Source organism: Mucilaginibacter gossypiicola (assembly GCF_900110105.1).
Taxonomy (GTDB): domain Bacteria; phylum Bacteroidota; class Bacteroidia; order Sphingobacteriales; family Sphingobacteriaceae; genus Mucilaginibacter; species Mucilaginibacter gossypiicola.
In genome coordinates, this window is the sequence record NZ_FOCL01000004.1 from 588,380 (window position 1) to 607,273 (window position 18,894).

The 18,894-nt window shown below is 42.7% G+C and carries 12 protein-coding genes; 6 read left to right on the forward strand and 6 right to left on the reverse strand.

The genetic code is table 11. The features are described 5' to 3' along the window. Window positions 1-179: 179 nt before the first annotated feature. On the reverse strand, window positions 180-1,838 hold the full coding sequence (locus BMX50_RS16125; protein WP_091211559.1) for a L,D-transpeptidase family protein: 1,659 nt from the start codon (window positions 1,836-1,838) through the stop codon (window positions 180-182). A gap of 517 nt (window positions 1,839-2,355) precedes the next feature. Between BMX50_RS16125 and BMX50_RS16130 the strand changes: the two genes are divergently transcribed. Beyond that, the gene (locus BMX50_RS16130) at window positions 2,356-3,000 is read left to right on the forward strand and encodes a redoxin domain-containing protein (RefSeq protein ID WP_091211560.1); all 645 of its coding nucleotides are present in this window, start codon (window positions 2,356-2,358) and stop codon (window positions 2,998-3,000) included. Between the two features lie 109 nt (window positions 3,001-3,109). Here BMX50_RS16130 and BMX50_RS16135 read toward each other — a convergent pair whose 3' ends face one another. Next, window positions 3,110-4,042, reverse strand: coding sequence for an AraC family transcriptional regulator (locus BMX50_RS16135; RefSeq protein ID WP_091211561.1), 933 nt, complete (start codon window positions 4,040-4,042; stop codon window positions 3,110-3,112). A gap of 153 nt (window positions 4,043-4,195) precedes the next feature. Between BMX50_RS16135 and BMX50_RS16140 the strand changes: the two genes are divergently transcribed. Next, the gene (locus tag BMX50_RS16140) at window positions 4,196-5,698 is read left to right on the forward strand and encodes an aldehyde dehydrogenase family protein (protein WP_091211562.1); all 1,503 of its coding nucleotides are present in this window, start codon (window positions 4,196-4,198) and stop codon (window positions 5,696-5,698) included. A gap of 228 nt (window positions 5,699-5,926) precedes the next feature. Next, window positions 5,927-6,301, forward strand: coding sequence for a DUF779 domain-containing protein (locus tag BMX50_RS16145; RefSeq protein WP_091211563.1), 375 nt, complete (start codon window positions 5,927-5,929; stop codon window positions 6,299-6,301). A 152-nt stretch (window positions 6,302-6,453) separates the two neighbouring features. On the opposite strand, the gene BMX50_RS16150 is transcribed toward BMX50_RS16145, so the two are convergent. Further along, window positions 6,454-7,686 (reverse strand): alpha/beta hydrolase-fold protein, encoded by a 1,233-nt coding sequence (locus BMX50_RS16150; protein WP_091211564.1) that lies wholly within the window; start codon window positions 7,684-7,686, stop codon window positions 6,454-6,456. A gap of 178 nt (window positions 7,687-7,864) precedes the next feature. Here BMX50_RS16150 and BMX50_RS16155 point away from each other — a divergent pair, with 178 nt between their 5' ends. The 3 genes from BMX50_RS16155 (at window position 7,865) to BMX50_RS16165 (ending at window position 10,959) form a co-directional block, all read left to right on the forward strand. After that, entirely contained in the window at window positions 7,865-8,557 is a 693-nt protein-coding gene (locus BMX50_RS16155) for a hypothetical protein (protein ID WP_091211565.1), read from the forward strand. A gap of 103 nt (window positions 8,558-8,660) precedes the next feature. Beyond that, window positions 8,661-10,202 carry an MFS transporter gene (locus BMX50_RS16160; protein ID WP_091211566.1) on the forward strand — a complete coding sequence of 514 codons (1,542 nt, stop codon included), beginning with the start codon at window positions 8,661-8,663 and terminating at the stop codon, window positions 10,200-10,202. A 175-nt stretch (window positions 10,203-10,377) separates the two neighbouring features. Then, the gene (locus BMX50_RS16165) at window positions 10,378-10,959 is read left to right on the forward strand and encodes a hypothetical protein (RefSeq protein WP_091211567.1); all 582 of its coding nucleotides are present in this window, start codon (window positions 10,378-10,380) and stop codon (window positions 10,957-10,959) included. A 345-nt stretch (window positions 10,960-11,304) separates the two neighbouring features. Here the strand turns inward: BMX50_RS16165 and BMX50_RS16170 are convergent, their stop codons facing one another. From BMX50_RS16170 to BMX50_RS16180, 3 genes are all read right to left on the reverse strand, one after another. Further along, a complete protein-coding gene (locus BMX50_RS16170) occupies window positions 11,305-12,912 on the reverse strand; it encodes a DUF1593 domain-containing protein (protein WP_091211568.1) in 1,608 nt (535 codons plus the stop codon). Between the two features lie 96 nt (window positions 12,913-13,008). Beyond that, the gene (locus BMX50_RS16175) at window positions 13,009-15,018 is read right to left on the reverse strand and encodes an FAD-dependent oxidoreductase (RefSeq protein ID WP_208864727.1); all 2,010 of its coding nucleotides are present in this window, start codon (window positions 15,016-15,018) and stop codon (window positions 13,009-13,011) included. A 249-nt stretch (window positions 15,019-15,267) separates the two neighbouring features. Next, window positions 15,268-18,873: a hypothetical protein gene (locus BMX50_RS16180; RefSeq protein WP_091211569.1), complete on the reverse strand. Its 3,606-nt coding sequence runs from the start codon at window positions 18,871-18,873 to the stop codon at window positions 15,268-15,270. Between the last annotated feature and the right edge of the window lie 21 nt (window positions 18,874-18,894).

An 18,894-nucleotide genomic window follows, 5' to 3' on the forward strand; every position in this document is an offset into this window, starting at 1 on the left:
TTGGTTAATGATCACTGTGCTAAAGGAAAAAGTATCCTCATGTAGGGACGCACCATAGTGATTTAAAGTGAGGACAATTAAATTTTAGCGATTGCCTACAAACCCGTAAAAAATATTTTATAAATATTATTTACCAGTATTTTAAATTGCTGCTGTAAAACTTAAGAGAGTGACAGGCATTAATACTGCCCGGTGCCTGACATGATCATGGATGCGAGTTGATCATCACGGTCATAGATATCCTTGCGGAAGTTGAGAAGATTATTCCTATCGGTGAAAGCGGTAAAATAAGCTATAAATACAGGCATTTTTTGTTTGAGCGTAACCTGCTGCTCTTTACCGAGATGCATAGCTTTATTGATGCGTGAGGCAGTCCATGTGCTATCATATTTTAAAAGAAATGAAGCCAGTTTTGCAGGTTCACCTACACGGATACAACCATGGCTGAATGCCCTCGATGATTCGCCGAATAGTGAGCGTGACGGCGTATCATGTAAATAAATACTGTAACTATTCGGAAACAGGAATTTAACCAGCCCCAAAGAGTTGGCCGGCCCTGGCTTTTGCTGAATTACCGGAAGCCCGTTTTCCTTTCCGGTTATTACCATATTGTGTTCGTTAAGATAATTACGGTTGCTGCGCATAGCAGGCAGCACTTCATTGCGTACAATGCTTTCGGGGAGGTTCCAGTAAGGGCTGAATACCACGTACTGCATTTCGCCATAAAAAATAACCGTTTGATGCACTTTTTGACCTACTACCACATTGCAGCTCCACAGTAAGCTGTCGGCGTGGTAAACATGCAGCTTAAATTCAGGAATGTTTACGGCAAGATAGTCGGTATTTAAACTTACAGGCAGCCAGCGGCAGCGCTCCATGTTTACAATGATCTGTTTGATCCTCGATTTAAGCGGAATATTCATTTCGGCCATAGTGCCGGGACCAGGCAAACCATCAGCTGTAAGCCCGTGCCTGGCCTGAAATTGAGTTATGGCAGCCTTAAGCTCATCATCAAACTTATTGTTTAAAGTATCTCCCTTAAAATCTTCCAGTTTGTATAAGCGGGTTTTTATACGGGCAATTATTGCAGATGAATCGCCTGCTTTTAATTTGGTGCTTAGCTTGATCGGCCCCCAGCTTTCATGAGCATCGAGCTGGCGGTATTTGGCAAGAAAGTTTTTTAGTAAATCATACTGACGGTATACGGGTTCGCTTAAAGTAGATGCTTGTTTCGATGGTTTTTTCAAGAGCGTATCCAGAAAATCATCGTAAGCTATTTTTTTGCGCGGTAAGTACCAGTTTACTGCCCGGCTTACCGAATCGCTCATGCCCCGGAAAGCTACTTTTGAAAAAGCGAAATATTGTGCTGTAAGCATTAGCTCGGTACCAATATCCGGCTTTTTAACTTTTGTTTTGGCATGGCTGTCAAATATCAGCGAATCCAAATCTTTTTGATAGGGGATACCTTTATATATACCTTCATTTTGCAGGTTCATCAACCTGTCGTTCAGGTTTCCTGCCTGTTCAATTAATGCGCCTTTTTCATACCAGGCGTAGGCAAATTTGCGCTTGCGGTAAAAGCTTCGCAGATCTTGTTCATAAGGCACCAAAGCAGGGTGGCTTTGTAGAAAGGCGGCAATGCGCGTGCTGTCAAATACAAGTTCGGTTTGATCACTGAAGTTGCCCGGAATGGTTTTTGTCCATTCCCTGGTCATTTTCTTTTTTAAGGAATCGGCTTTAGAAACGAGCTGTTTTTTTGTGTTGTTTTTACAGTTGGAAAGGACTAAAACACTTAAAGCAAGTACGATAATATATTGTGGTTTCAGCCTGTTCTGCATAGTTAATTTATTAGTTATACGGAACGTAAATTACAAGGTTTTGTTTTTCAGAAAGGGAAAGGGTATCGAATGTTAACCAATAGAAAATGCCCGTATAGAACGGGAAATCCTGATATTGAAAAAGGTGTAAATGTTTTTTTAATAAATTCTACTAAGTTTATAGATATTATAGTATATTTGTCGTGTAACATTCAAAAATAGATGACGGGCAACAGTTTAATCACCAGCGATAGATATATACCAGCCGAAAACAGGGGTGGTGTGTATATGCCCATGTGTTGCTGTTGTTGAAATTATCTCCACAACATACACGCTGTTACACTCCTTTAAATTTACTGACCTCAATTAATATATTTTTATGAACACATCCAGCAATAAACAAATAAGCAGCGCCATCCTGCCGGGCTTGCTCATGCGTTACCGGGTAATTTATGGATTATGCCGTTGTTGTTGAACAATAAAACTCAACCACAATTACCTTAAAACATTATCCATAACATCATAAATCTATTTTAAAATGCAAACCACAAATAACAATAAATATCCTTTTTTTGATCTGCTTGAAGTTGTTGCCGAACCTGATCTTAATTTTCGTAAGCTAAAATCATTGCATCCTGTTAAAGCGGGGAATTTAGTCCCTGAGTTTAAGTTAAGTAATGATTACAGTCGCTGGCAGTTATTTTATAATGGGGCGGAAACACATGGCCCAATTTCGCAAAGGAATTTGTTGAGCAAACCATTGGTTATCTCTTTTTATTCGCGTCACTGGGGCCAGCAAGGTTTAGCGCAGCTTAAGCAACTAAACAATCTGCATCATGAAGTTAAAGCAAGCGGAGGCAACCTGCTTATCATTAGTGATGAACGCACTGAAGAACTTGAGAAATGGGCATGGGAGCAAAGCCTTACCCTTAATTTTTATCATGACGCCAATAAAGAAATAGCACAACAATTTAGGGTATACGCTGATGAATACCCGGTATGGGACAGGTTTTCGGGCATCGACGAAAATGCGCCTTTACTGGCAACTTATATTATTGAGCCATCAAAGCAGGTTATCTACAGTCATATCGATTGGGATTTCCTGGGTACTTTTTCTTCAGAGGAGATTATCAGCGCAGTTTATGAGTCGGCATTGATCAGCAACAGCCGCAAATCAGCATAAACATTCAGAAAGTTAATTATTGGGTAAAAGGCATCTCAAGTGTATAGCTTAACAATCACATATGAGATGTCTTTTTTGCGTTGAAATGATCACCATCTATTTGCTTTTTCTAATTTAAATGCCCTCCCCGTAGCCTGGCTTTGTAATAGCTCGGCGTAGTGCCCTCTATCTTTTTAAACGCCCGGCTAAAGTAGTTAAGGTTATTGAACCCTGCTTTAAAACAAGCTTCGGAGATGCTGTTATGTGGATTGTTCATGAGCTGCTTGGCTAATTGCAGGCGCTCCTTAATGATATAATCTACCGGTGATATCCCCAGTTCATGTTTAAACGCCCGGAAAAAACTGGCTTTACTCATGAAGGCCATCTGGCTCAAAGCATCAATATTAAGTTTTTCGCTTAGATGAACCCTGATATATTCAAGCACATAAGCAAAACGGCTACCGCTTGATAACTCATGCAAGTTATCGCTAATCTCGTTGAGGTTCTGCATCTGCATAATGCGGATCAGCAATTCCTTTAAAGTGAGGTTGGCCAGCACATCTTTGGTTAAGGCGTCGCCGGTGCTGATGCGAATAAGTTTGTTGATGAGTTGGGCCAGTTCATAATTGTTAAAAAAGTGGAACTGGTTATAATTAAGCTGCCATATCCGTTTGTCTTCCCTCGGATAATTTTCATTTAAAAAATCAAGCGTATTGGCAATCTCCTGGTGGTTAATAGCCAAAGCGGTGCATTGCGATGGTTGGTTGATGGTGGCTTCCGGGAAGTCAATTTTCATGGTAATGTTGGGCGGAACAATAACTGTTTCGCCGGGTAGGTAATCGAAGCCGGGTTTATCAAACAGGTGCATCACTTTTTTACCTCTCAGCATGCTGGTTATTACCAGGTCGCTAAAAGTCAGGGGCACGAGTTCGCTGCGCTGAAAGGTTTCAAAAACGTTGAGCTCACAATGATTCATGGTGTAAGCCTTGCGGTTTTCAATCAGTGTATTCAGTTCTTTTCCGTGTGAAAGGCTTAGTGGAGATAACAGGGTTTTGTTATTCATAGCCGTTTATAATTTATACCAAATTAGGCATACTTATTATGATTAACAAGCGGGCAATAAAAATGCGACCATTGTGCTACCATTTGAGAGCATAATGCAAATGCCTTACAGCGAGACAGCTCTACATTAGTGTTACCAAAAAACATAAAAATTATGAGCGCTGTTTCTAAACCATCCTTTAAGGAAAAGTACGACAATTTTATCGGCGGTAAGTTTGTTCCGCCTGTTAAGGGCGAATATTTTGATAACATTTCGCCCATTGATGGCAAGGTGTTCACTAAAGCTGCACGGTCAGGAAAGGAAGATGTTGAACTGGCTTTGGATGCCGCTCATGCCGCATTCCCAACATGGGGCAAAACCTCGGCCGCACACCGGGCATCTCTGTTAAATAAAATAGCCGACGTTATTGAAGCTAACCTGGAGTTTTTGGCTGTTGTAGAATGTATTGATAATGGCAAAGCCATCCGTGAATGCCGTGCTGCCGATTTACCTTTAGTGATTGATCACTTCCGTTATTTTGCAGGCGTGATCCGGGCAGAAGAGGGAGGTATTTCCGAACATGACGAATATACTGTAAGCATTTGTTTAAACGAGCCGCTGGGTGTGGTAGGGCAGATCATTCCCTGGAATTTTCCGCTGTTGATGGCTACCTGGAAAATTGCCCCTGCGCTTGCTGCTGGTAATTGCTGTGTGGTTAAACCGGCCGAGCAAACCCCAACATCCATCATGGTATTGATGGAACTGATCCAGGATATTTTGCCGCCGGGTGTTTTAAATATAATCACAGGCTTTGGTCCGGAGGCAGGCAAGCCGCTGGCTTCATCGCCAAGGGTTGCCAAAGTTTCTTTCACCGGCGAAACCACAACGGGCCGTCTTATTATGCAGTATGCGTCAGAAAACCTGATACCGGTTACGATGGAGTTGGGTGGTAAGTCGCCCAATATTTTCTTTGAATCGGTTGCCGATGCCGATGATGAGTTTTTTGACAAAGCTGTGGAAGGTGCAGTATTGTTTGCCCTTAACCAGGGCGAGGTTTGTACCTGTCCGTCGAGGATACTGGTGCATGAAAATATCTATGATAAGTTTATGTCGAAAGTCATTGAGCGCACTAATGCCATCATTATGGGGAACCCTCTTGATGGAAGCACTATGATGGGGGCACAGGCCTCCAACGATCAGTACGAAAAAATTCAATCATACCTGAAAATTGGTAAGGAAGAAGGTGCTGAGGTACTTTGCGGTGGTGATGTAAAAAAACAGGAAGGGGAACTGGAGGGAGGCTATTATATTCAGCCTACGTTATTTAAAGGAAATAACAAGATGCGCATCTTCCAGGAAGAGATTTTTGGCCCGGTAGCCTGTGTAACTACTTTCAAAACTACCGAAGAAGCCATCGCGATAGCTAATGATACCTTATACGGTTTAGGTGCCGGTGTGTGGACACGCGATGCGCATGAGCTTTACCAGGTGCCGCGTGCCATACTGGCCGGTAGGGTTTGGGTAAATAATTACCATGCTTACCCGGCGCATGCGCCATTCGGCGGTTATAAAAAGTCGGGTTTTGGCCGCGAAAATCATAAAATGATGCTTGGGCATTACCGTCAAACTAAAAACATGCTGATCTCATATAACAAGAACAAATTAGGTTTTTTCTAAAATTTGATCCCCGTTCCCCGAGACTTACGAAGTTTTCAAAACTTCGTAAGTCTTTATTTATTAGCAATTCCCTGTAATGTCATTGCGAGCGAAGCGTGGCAATCTCGTAGCTATACAGGGCTAAGAGGTATGGCTACGAAATTGCCGCGTCGCGCCTTGCTCAAAAGGCCTGACAGATTCCTTGCAATGATATGTTTTTAATTAACTCTTATTATCAATCGACGAAACATGATCAAAAGAGTAACCATAACACCGGAAGCCTCCGCGCTCATAGCCGAGCTCAAATCCCGTTTCGGTGAATTGATGTTTCACCAAAGCGGTGGTTGCTGCGACGGCTCATCGCCTATGTGCTTTGAAAAAGGAGAGTTTAAACTTGGCGGCAGCGATGTGAAAATAGGGGAGGTAGATGGCTGCGAATTTTGGATGAGTAAAGATCAGTTTGAATACTGGCAACATACCCAGCTGCAGCTTGATATTACCAAAGGCCGTGGCTCAAGCTTTTCAATTGAAATCCCGACGGGGTTTAGGTTTATGATCCACTCCCGGTTGTTCACCGATGAGGAGTTAAAGGATTTGGAGCCCGTGAGTTTTATTGAGGATTGATAACCTCAAGGTTTAAAAATATTGTCATTGCAGATAATGAAGCAATCCCGAACCGATCAAGCCGGAATCTGCTCATCGGTGATTGCTTCGCGCAATGGCTTTTACTTATCATACTTACAAAGTTTTTAAAACTTCGTAAGTCTTTTCTTCAGTTACTTTCCTGCCTGCACCTTATCCAGTTTATCCATAATTTCTTTGGTATATTTTATTGATAAGGCTTTCTTAAAATACTTTTCGGCATTGGCCTTGTCATCGCGGGCCAAAAAACAATCGCCCATGCTATCGTAAACATTAAAGTTTTTTGGATAATTATCAATGTTCACCTGGAAAAACATAGTGGCTTTTTCATAATCTTTTTGTTGTAAAAAAGCATAGCCTATGCCATTCATATCGGCTTCGGGCGGACGTACGGTGTAGCCTCTTTCGGTCGATACTGCTTTGTAATGTTCATCTATCATTTGTCTTAATTGTGCAGCGCTATACTGCTTATTAAAATACTGGTTATAAGGTTGGTTACCCGGGAAACGATTGTTTTTAAAAATGAACCGCAACGCATCATATTCGGCATTGAACGGAACCGAATTATGATCATCATCGGGATAGTATTTTTTTACCCATAACAGTTTGTTGGTTTTATTGGCGGCAAGATTATCAGCCAGCTTCATGATCGACCGGATATGGTGTGATATTTCGGACGTATCCTTTTTTACCTGTAACGTGTCTGTCCCAGTTGGCATGGTATTGGCAAAGCCAAGGAAAAGTTTTTTACCGTCGAAGCTCTTTTGTTTGAGTATAGCGTTTGCCTGTTTAAGCAGGTTATCATTATCATAAAACATGCTTGGGTCAATAGCTACATAGGCATTAAAGACTTGCGTATGTTTTAATAACATATTGATCGCAGTTAATCCGCCCAATGAATGACCGATCATAGTACGGTAGGGGGCAGCTGGATATGTTTTATCTATATATGGAATTAATTCTTTCTCCATAAAAGCTGCAAAGTTTTCACCTCCTCCTGATGATTTATCCATAGTACTGTTGGTAGGCGTAAAATCGCGGGTACGGTGGCCTGGCGTATTGAGCACGCCAACTATGATCATTTGTGGCAATACGGTATTACCGGCGGTAGCACTAAGTTCTTTGATCATGGTAACCAGCGACATGAAATGATCATCGGCATCTAAAACGTACAAAACCGGAAACTCCGGTTTTGAAAAATAGTTGGTATCGTATCCAGGCGTATAAACCCAGAGCGGCCGGTTTTCTTTCAGTATGTTGGAGTAAACCGTATCTATCCGTCCCAAAACTATGGGTTGTTGCGGTGGCTGGGCCTTTAAAAAGTATGCAATGGTAAGATGAATGAGTATCAGGATAAGCTTTTTCATGTGGCTGTTGATTTATGATTCAATGATACAGCAACAATATGCCCTTCAGAAGTAAATGTGATGAATGCAGCTGTTGATGTGACGGAAATAATTCGGAGTATGTTTTCGTTTTAAAGAATACCGAAACATGTTTTGGTAAGTTTTTGTTAGTCGTTACATCATCTATAAAATAATTGCCGTGCTCAATACCTATAATACTGCCCGTAAAAAGAACAGCTTAACAAAGTTTGAGACATTGATATTCGGATTAATGATCATGTTCACTATAGGGGCTATTGTGCTTTTCTTTGCCGCTAAAGTATATTTTGACATGATGTACAACCCTGCCGGAGGATTTATCGGATACATCACCGTGTTGTTGCTGCTTAACATTCTTGGGGTTTCAGTAGTATATATCATAAGGCTTTCCCGTTACCGCAGCATCCAGTTTTGTATTGTTCTGATTTTGGCGGGAATAGTAAGCCTGTTTTTTATCACCGAAAAAATGAGCGGTTTACCTGATATTTTTCACGCATCAACCCATACGCTTTTTAAAGTGAATACTACAATATTGCATGAAAACGCAAGCGGGATAATGAAGATTAATGAAGTTGGAAAAATTGCTCTTTATTGGATTTTGATAGCTGCCGGCGTTTTTTACTTTTTTATACTGCCTTTGATATACAGGAGTAACTTTAAGGCCAAACGATTTATTGATAAAATTGGGATCCCCATTCCGCATCGCAACCATGTTATCGCAATAATTACATTAGCTATTTTAATGACGCTATTTTCGGCAGTAAATGAATCGGAAGTTTTGCCGCTTGATCTCTCCGCTATATTTTTGCTGATACTGCTTTGTCCGGAAAATATCGGTGTTTTCAGGCGATAGTCATATTTTTTGGCCATGCTGTAATTTGTTTCTTTTCGGCCGGGTTAATCCGATCATTTACTGCAACTTTGTAGTAAACCTTCCAAATACAACCTTGTAAAATATGGCTACAGTTTCGTTAGGCAGCCCTGCCGGCAAATGGATCATGGTTTCGGCTATACTGGCTTCGGCTATGGCGTTTATCGATGGTACTGCGCTTAACGTGGTACTCCCAGCTTTGCAGCAAAGCCTTAATGCCAAGGGGGCCGACCTGTTCTGGATCCTGAACGCTTATCTGCTCATGCTGGCCTCCCTTATTTTGGTAGGCGGTTCGCTTGGCGATAAGTTGGGCCGAAAGCGGATTTTCATGACAGGCATCTTTATTTTTATAATAGGTTCGACACTTTGTGGCCTTTCACCAGGAGTGTTTTACCTGATTGTTTTCAGGATAGTGCAAGGCGTTGGGGGGGCATTAATGATTCCCGGTAGCCTTTCGCTTATTTCGTCATCCATAGATGCAAAAGAACGGGGGAAGGCAATAGGTACGTGGTCGGCCATTACAACGGTGGTAACTATGGGCGGCCCGGTGCTTGGCGGGGCTTTGGCCGACGCTGGTTTGTGGCGATACATATTTTTTATCAATGTGCCGATTGGGGTAGTTGCATTATTTATACTTTGGGGTAAGGTTGCCGAAAGCAAGGATGACAGCGCTGATCAGTCCATTGATTTTCCCGGCGCTATTTCTATTGCACTGGGGCTTGCGTTGCTTACTTTTGGCTTTTTGCGGATGCCTGCAGTAGGCTTTGTTAACTGGCAGGTTTATGGCTCATTAGGAGCGGGAATATTATTGCTGATAGTTTTTCTATATATCGAAAGTACGAGCAAGCACCCCATGATGCCATTAAGCATGTTTAACAATAAAACATTTAGCGGCATAAACCTGCTTACATTTTTCCTATACGCGGGTTTAGGCGGTGGGATGCTGTTCATGTCGTTAAATATGGTACAGGTGCAGGGCTACAGCCAATTGCAATCGGGCTTAACGTTTTTACCCTTTACTGTGCTCATGATCTCTATAGCACGTTATGCAGGTGCTGTTGCCGATAAAAAAGGTCCGCGTTTATTGCTTATCATCGGTCCTGCTTTGGCGGGGGCAGGTTTGTTGATTTTATCATTCATAAAACAAACTTCAGGGCCGTCTGATTATTGGACAAGCTTTTTTCCCGGGGTACTTGTTTTTGGCTTTGGTATGTCGTTAACAGTTGCACCGCTTACAGCTACGGTAATGGGCTCGGTGAGCGATCATTTTTCGGGAACAGCATCGGGCATTAACAATGCCATGACCCGGATAGCTAATGTTTTTGCCAATGCCATTTTTGGTGCGCTGGCAGTATTGTTTTTTTCGGGGGCTATGCAGGGCGAGTTGAAGAAGCTAACCCTGAATGAAAAAGATAGAAAAGCAGTTATAGAACAATCTGCCAATTTAGGCAACGCCAAAGTACCCGCCGGTATTAATGAGCCGGATAAAAAGGCAATTGAGACTGCCTATCACAATGGGTTTATTTCGGCGTATGGCAATATTATGCGGATCTGCGCCGGGCTTGGCTTTTTGGGAGCGCTGATGTCGGTTATTTTTATCAGGAACAATGCGATTAAAAAGGAGTGAGTGTTACAGCGTAGAGACGCATTACATGCGTCTCCGAATATGCCTTAAAGAAAAATGGCGGAAGACGGATATAGTGTCCCTCTTCATAAATAGATCCTGAAAAAATCAGATTGACCTTGCAACCATTTGTTTATCACCATCGTCTACCTTATAAATCCATCTAAAACTTATTGTTATGTTCAAATCGATATTCCCCCGAAATTTTGTAAAACTCATTGCCCTATGTTTTTTTTGCTTTGTTGCGGTTAACGTATCCGCCCAGGATAAAACCAAAGCTATAGGCAATAAGCCGCGTACGGGCTCATCAAACACTTCTTTTGATGCTGTTAAAGGCAGACAAGTTGGCATTGAAATGAGTGCCGGTAAAAAACAAGTACAACTGCTCAGGCTGAATTTTCATACGCAAAACCGCTCAAATGACAGCATTCCCTTTAAAGTAAATGTTTACCAAATGGCCGGAAAGTTTCCAAACGAAGCTAATTTGGTTAAAGACGAAATTAAAGGATATATAAAAAAATATGATAACCAGGAAACACATCAGCTAACCACTGTAGATTTATCTCCATATAATATTAAGGTAGCCGGAGATATCGTAGTTTCCATTGAGTTTTTGACAACTAAACCCGGTTCAAATATTGGCTTTGCCTGTGGCTTGTTTAATGGCGGCACTTTTCACAAAGACACTGAAGCCGAGCCATGGAAAAAGATCCCGGTTGTTGGTGTTGATTTTAATGTGCTGGTAAAAAAGCTGAAGTAAATCGCGTAAATCACTCTCTCTGGAACTATTGTGTGGACTTATCCTGGTCAACGAAAATTGATCAATAAAATCGAATGTCACGAACGAACCAGGGGGGATTGCGTAGCAGGAGTGAGGAGAAATCTTATACATCATGTTTTAAACCATCCATGCCGCTCTACAAGGTGTATAAGATTTCTCTTTCGCTCCACCACTCAACCCAGCCCCATTTCAATCTAAAGGAAATGACATTTTCTTTTATTTTAAAAAATGTGTCCACACGATAACTTCAGGAAGGGAGATCGGTTTGAAATTCCAAGGGGCAAATAGTAAAAATGGTCGTTTGTAGCTATAGTAAAGGTTACATTACCGCACAGTAATAACTACCCGCTGATACCTTGTGAGTGAAGGCGAACCATTGTCCGTTGCTTCAAGAATAATGTGAATGGTTTGGCCTGACAGTGCATCGGCAGGAATCTCCACTATGGCCTGCTCAGAAGCAGCGTTGACTATATTCACTTTCTTTTGATAGGTGCCAACCCGAAACTGCCACCATTTAATTGAAACTGCGTTTCCATCCGGGTCAGATACCTTGCCGTTAAGGCGTATCTTTTCTCCGGCGGAGGCCATAATATTTAAGGGGCCTTCTATTTTAACTACGGGTTCATGATTGGCACCTGAGTATTTAGGTGTAACGGACCATTTGAGGCGGGCAGCAAAATCCTGCTGGGCCGCCGGGAAAAAGTTGGGATACGCGGCAACATCTGCAGCTTTGTTGGCTTGAGCGGCGGCGGTGCTGAGTGTAGCTGCCATAGCACGTGAAGAAGTATCGCCCGGTTGAAAGAAGATGTTTTTGGTATTCGGGTTGATTATCTCACGGCCTCCCCAGCCACCAAAAGAACCGGCTTCGTAGGCGCGCAGCCCGTTTCCAAGCATATCCATAAAAGTAGGGTCATCACCTTCCCCAAGCCACGAGTCTTTTTCCTGCACAGGCATCCAAACAACATATCCCATTTTTCTTAGCTCATCATCAGTGTGGCCTGTTAAACCGAAGTAATCCATGATATCGCCTTTTACCATCTGTTTGCCATCGCCCCAAACACGGTATAACGAGCCTAACGGGCCACGACCTGATACGTTTTCTTTCATCCATGATGATGTCATGTAAACCGAATCCTCAGCCCTGGCCTTTAATTGTGCACCATAACCATAGTTGGGACCGCCCTGAAATTGCCGGTACTCAACGCCAGGCCAATTTGGTTGGATATATTTTGCGTAAGTGTCATCCTGGTCGCCGGAGGGGAGCAATACAACTTTTCTGGAAATTTTTGCTTTGATCTGTTCCCATTGAGTGGTGTATTCATATTGCTCCTGGATAGATTTGAGGGCGCGGGCAATGGTACTTTGCCCTCCCCAGGCAGTGATATATAACTGTCCCGGTTTATTGTCGAGTATTAATGATTTAATAAGATCTGATCCTGGTGAATCTTTCGAAATATCCCCGTCAAATTCAATATTTCCAAAACGGATCTTTGACCGGAGCTCATCAGGCGAAGGGTAGCCGGAATTATGCACCTTCAGGTTCAGGTATACTTTTGCGTAGGCCTCTACCGCATCATGAATAAAATGTTCATCTTTTGCCCAGCGCCAGGACTCGCAGGGGCATAAATTCAACCCAAAGCGTGCATACTCCCTGCCGGGGACAAACCATTTGCCGCCCTTTCCGTCGCCCTTCCAATGGAAGGCGCTACTCGCGTATATCAGCCCTTCAACCTCCACATCGCTGCTGTAAAGCAGGAAACGGATAAGTGAGTTGTTGTCATCCAGTTCCGGATCGGCAGTGATTACAATACGCGGCCGTACTGGCTGATAAGAGCTTTGTGCAACTGCATTGTTGTGGATACAACTCAATAGTAGAAGAGCAACAGCATATTCGCTTATGCGCATGGATAAGCGTTTTATATTCAGGTTCATAAGCTTGTTTTGGTGCTGAGGTTATGATGCTGAAAGTAAGTAATTATCTTAAAAAAAGCTCAATGCGTTTTGCTAATAATAATTTGATAGGTTTTATTACTTGCTGGGTTTAAATAATACCGCATCGGCTGTAATAGCGCCCGGCGATCCGTTGTTGCCGATCTCTACATAAGGTCGTTTTTTTTCGGATAGTACAAAAGTTCCTAAAAACACCCATTCGCCGGAGGTTTGTCCCTGAACTTTGATATCCGATTTAATAAGTGTTTGAAGATGTACTTTCAGGCCGTCAAAAATTTTAATGCTGATGGTATCGGCACCTGTGGGTAAGGCAGTATAATAACTGTACAGTTTAAACGTACCGTTTGTTGATTTTTTAGGATAAAACCTAACAGCAGCAGTGCTTTTACCATGGCTATCTAAATAAAGCATATCCGGCCCGTAAGCATTGCCCTTTTTGGTTGCCCAATTCCCTTTTATTGCGATATCCTTGCTTTGATTATCGATTACCTGTTCAGGTTTTTGCCCATTTAATAAAGGGTTGTTTTTAATTATGCTGTTGATATTTTGATAATTAACCTTTTGAACTGCTATGTTGTTATCAATGGCTATCCCTGCAGCAACACCGGCCACCTGCGCTAAAACCATGAATATCGGCTCCATTCGTATCGAACCATAAGCAATGTGACTGGCCGATAAACAAACAGGCACCAGCAGGTTATTGCACTCCTGCTGTTTTGGTAACAAAGCCCTGTACGATAAAGGATACGGAGGAAAACCGGGGATTTCTACATTCCCTTCGTTCTTCACCATATGATTTACAACCAGGCGGTCACAATTATGAGAATCCATGGTATAAGCAGCCATTGCAATACTATCGGCAACTTTTACCTTCCCGGTGCAGTTTGCCTGGGTCATGACATAAGCACCGATCATGCGCCGGGCCTCCCGGATATAAGGTTGAAACGACCAGTTATTATTGTCCTTAAATTCATCTTTAGGGTATCCCCATTGCAGCATTTGTTTGCGTAGGGGCAGAGGGACCCGCTCATCATGCCCAAAAAAGTACAGCAAACCTTGCGTATATAATTTCAGGTCATTGATATACTGGTTTCTAACCTGATAACTGCCATCTGGGTATGAGTAATTTGTACCTATCAGGTCGGTTGAAAATCCATTACGGTTATTGATATCTGTTTTCTGGCCAGGCATTGCGCTCAAGATAAAATAATCGTTTAGGCTTAGCTTATCCTTTTGTGCTTCAATTAGCCTGACAAGCAATTCGTAACGTGTTGAATCATACCCTTCCGGCCGGCTGATAGCTATGCGGTTGGCTGGATTATTAGTTAAGCAGATACGATAATTGTATGCCTGAACTTTTTTGTCGCCACTTCCCTGCGGCATCAATTTATTGGAGCTTATTCCCCAGATCAGGCCGCTTGTTGAATCCCCCTTAACACGATAGGGATCGATATGGTCGGGAAACTGGTGCCCATCCAGCAGTTGCACACCATTGTAGGTTTCATTATAGATAGTATTTGCTTCCCTGCCAATGGTATAGCTAACCCCGGATTTGGCCATCAAATCACCCTCGTAACTGCAATCAATAAATATTTTGGCCGAGATAAGTTTAGTTTGAGTAGCTGAAGCTGATGATTCTACTATGATTGACTTAATGGTATTGCCTTTTCTGATCACATTTGAAAGCCGGTAACCATATAATACATCAATATGCGCCTGGCTGATATACCTTTGAAAGGTGTTTTCTGCCACGTGCGGCTCAAAGATCCATTGCTCCAATTGGCCGTAATGTGTTCCTATCCTGCGGTAAAAGTCTTTTGCCAGGCCGGTTACCACATACTTATTTCCGATATCTGTAAAGCCTAAGCCTCCTGAGCTCAACCCGCCGAGATGGTTCCCGGGTTCGATTAGCAGCACGGTTTTTCCCATTTTTTTGGCTGTATAGGCTGCAATAACCCCTGCTGATGTTCCACCGTAAACGCACACATCTACATGAGGGGTTGTTGCTTTTTGGCCCTTAGCTATTGGGCTGCTAAGTACAAAAAACAAAAATATCAGGATGAGACTGTTGGTTTTGCGGTTTTTCACGTTTAGGTTTACTCTTTTTTACTGTAAAAACAAAGTATAGTGTATTCACACCTGTATCCAAATATAATAAAGCATTTCAATGGATTACAGATTCCAATAGTGATTTTCCTACTAATTCCCTTAAGCTTATGCAAACGCCCGAAGCAAAAAAGTCCCGGATTTTCCAATCCGGGACTTTTAAAAAGCATTTGAGTTATCGTAGGTAAAACAGGTAAATAGGCTTTAAACAATCTACTGTTCGTCAATTACCTATACAATTTTAAAACTCACATTGTCATCATTGTCAGTATACCATCGCCCGGCTACCAGGCCAACGTGGGTAAACCCTATTAAGGCATTACCACCGCTAATAATGGCAGCAGCTTTCGGATTTCCTACCTTGAAAGGGCAATCCAGTACCATCTTGTACAGATTTAAAAAGAGATTTGACGTAAAACGAAGATTATTGGGCCTTATTTTTTCTTCATTAATAAATTGCCCAACCAGAACCGCGATCAAACCAACCGAACTTGCAGAAGAAAGTCCACGGGCCCACTTCTTTGTAGTTGCTGACGATGATACCGCTCCTGCAAAACCACACATCGACTTAAACAAAGAGAAGGCTAAATGAGTCCATTCATAATCTGTAACATCGGTAACTGTAATTGACCCTCCTTTGTTTTTTTGAAGTTGGAGATCCACCAAATTGATCATACTTAATGTAGTACTAAATGTAGAAAGGCAGGTCTTAATTCCTCCAAGCCTTTCCCTCCAATTTTGCAGGTTTTGTTGCCAGCCCCCCGGAGCAGGTGTCCCACTTGTTAAATAGGCAAACAGTTCAAATGATCCTACCGTTATTTCAAGCGAATGGGCCACTTCGTAAATTACCATCAGCCAATAAGGGCTTTGATGTACCTGTTCGTCCGCCGGTTCTGCCACGGCCTGATCCATTTCGCCTGCAAGAACCATTGACTGTACGCCTACATGCTCTTTAAGCATGGTGTTTACGACGTTTACATCCATAACCGACATCTGCTCGTGCGGAAACGCGTCGCCGGTTGCTATTCTGTAAATAATCCGTACAGGTATAGCAATCATTATAGAAACAACACGAAGTACGGTAAGTTCGCGGCCGCCAAGGATCAGTTTTAAAAGCCCGCTCAGTATCGGAATATTCATTTGGGCATTCACTGCAGCTTTAATAGCATTGATGAGCAGTTTCAAAAGGCTAATTAAAGCTAATATGCCATGTTTTACTTCTTCAAGCACGGTAACGGCTATGATTTGTAGTAACCGGGTTATTGTTTCGCCTATGGAATCGGTTGAGATATGGCTAAGCAGATCGCCAATCATTTCAATGGCTCTGCCCGCGGTGAAAATTTCCTTCTCGAGCAGATCTTTAAAAACGCGTTCAAGCTCCTCGGTAAAACTGTTATTACCGGCCGACAATGTTGGCGATGACTTACCGTGAACCATGTGGTAGGTAGTCCAGTTGACGGCCGGGTTTTGCAAAGGCCCGCTTCGCCCGTCGGTTTTGTTGGTTTTTCCGGTATTGCCAATCTTGTTAACAAGATCTTCGCCTCCAATTGCAACTTCAATATCGCGGAACAGCCCTGCAATCTTATCGCTCACAACATCCGCAGTGCCTGCAATAACATCGAACCCGTTATTGATCATATCGCAGATCTTATCGCTGGTTTCAAGAATGTCGGTCCATCCTAATAACTTACCCAACCATTCCAGTATTTTTTCAAGGTCGATACCTATCAGCTTCAATACCCAGTTAAGGGCTTTAAATACAGCGCCGAGCGTATCCAGTACGATGTTGAGTATTTTATCGCCTAGGGCCAGTACAAATTGTAAGCCCTCGTCAATTTTCTTCAATACAAACTGGATCCCGTTTTCAAGTACGATCAATCCCTGCCTGATAGCCGCTATCGATGTATTAACAAACTCTGACAGGTAATGCAAGGCATCTCCGGCAAAATTGATGATATCGCTAAAAATATCGCCAGGTGCGGCAGTAAGCGCCAATGTTCCCGAAGCTCCATAGCTCAATACAAAATTTTCGGGCAGGCTGTTAATGCTAAACCGACCTGTATGCAATACGCCTTTATTTTCAACTGCTGTAAATGTGTACGGATTGAAGGCGTTGCGGTTACCGCTCTTCAGCTCGTGCCCCTTATCTGCAAGTTGTGAAATATTACCGGCTACAGCGTTTAATGTTTCATCATCATAACTACTGTTGGATAATACCGGCTTACCTTCTTCGGTTTTTGCCCCCTTTAAATCAGCCGCCGATTTAATGTTTGCCAGCCCTTTGGTTATTTTACCGTTTGGATAAATGTTAAGCGTTTTATCCATCCAGTCGGCAGTTAGGTGATAAATAGGGCAGGCAATATCCTCGGTCATGGTGATAATGGTAACGTTGCCCATAATGTCGGTGCTTACTTCTGCGCAGCTGCCCTTGTCAAGGCTATAAACAAAGCCATTAATGGTAACATACACCCATTCCGATGCGGTAATCTTTACGGTTTCTTCAACCAATACCTTGCCTTTATCATCTTCAAAATGTAAATGTGTGGTGTAGGAATTAAATTCGATAACATCATTTTGGTCGGGTACATTAATTACCTGCTGCCGCCACAATGTCGAACTGCTATCCTGCCAGTAATGCTGGATGCTTTTGTCCTGGGTTATCAGAAACAGCTCATTGCCCTGTTTGCCGGTATTGCGTATTGGGGCAATATGCAGTACATCTTCCTTAAACAGCACCGGATCATTCCATACATACTTTTCGCCTTTTGCCTCTTTTTTACCGTATATGTAATACAGCTTGTTGCCTGCGGTTGACGCCCATACTACTATATTGTCTTTATCCTGCCTTACTGTTAGTTCATGAACATCTTTTATTTTATCAGTCACCAATTCGCATTTATTTATCGCAGCGTTTTTAAAACAATATACGCCGGTTGGAGAGCCCACAAAAATGTCGGAGCATATGGAGATGGCTTTGTTTTTTGAACCCGTAGGCGTGCTGATACAGTTGTAGGTAAGATGACGAAACCGTTCTGGTATTTTGGCATTGCCCGGGCTATAATCATAACTTAATGATCCTAAGCTGGCATCGGCAAGTGTTGTACAGGCAAGGGTCTGACTTTCGCCTATATCGTATATGAAGAAGATACCTGTTTGACCAAAGGCATAACCAATGGCAATGTCCTTCAGACTATCCGGGTGTTGTTTTACATCTTCAGGAAACTCATACTTCCGTGCACTGGCCGATCCGTCCAGCAGATAGTAGTATTTATAACCTTTAAGGTTACCTGCAACTATGCTTACGGGTGCCTTGCCATCGTCACTTATATTCATCAGCATTTGCTCAACTTTAAATGCTGCATCTACACCTTCAATTTTGCGGCATACAGATGAAAAGTTTGACCAGGTGGTTTCCGTATAGTTGTTTGGAAGGCGCGACGCAGCGAAAATCATTGTGTCTCCCCCTGATTTTTTAGCCACGGCAAGCGCGATAGAAATCTTCCCCTTGCTGTCCTGGGTCATTGAAAAGGTTACAGCTTCGAGGTCTGCCCCCAAACTATCGCTTAAGTTGATGATTTCGTAGCCACCCTGCACAGAACTGTCAAGCTTCATCAGGGAGAATTTTTTATCGGTACCGATGGTGAAAATCATTGGCCATCCCTGGTCGTCCTGCGCAACCTCAATATTGCCGGTGGGGTCGAGCGGAGAGGTGTGCTGCTGATTTTTCATCAGTTCGGCGGCAACAGTTACTTCTGTATTTGAAAAGGCTTTGCCATTGGCGGCAAGCTTTATGACGTCGGTATCATTTAATACCTCATTATTATTAGGAAAAAACATTTTGAGTTGATTTTTTAGGTG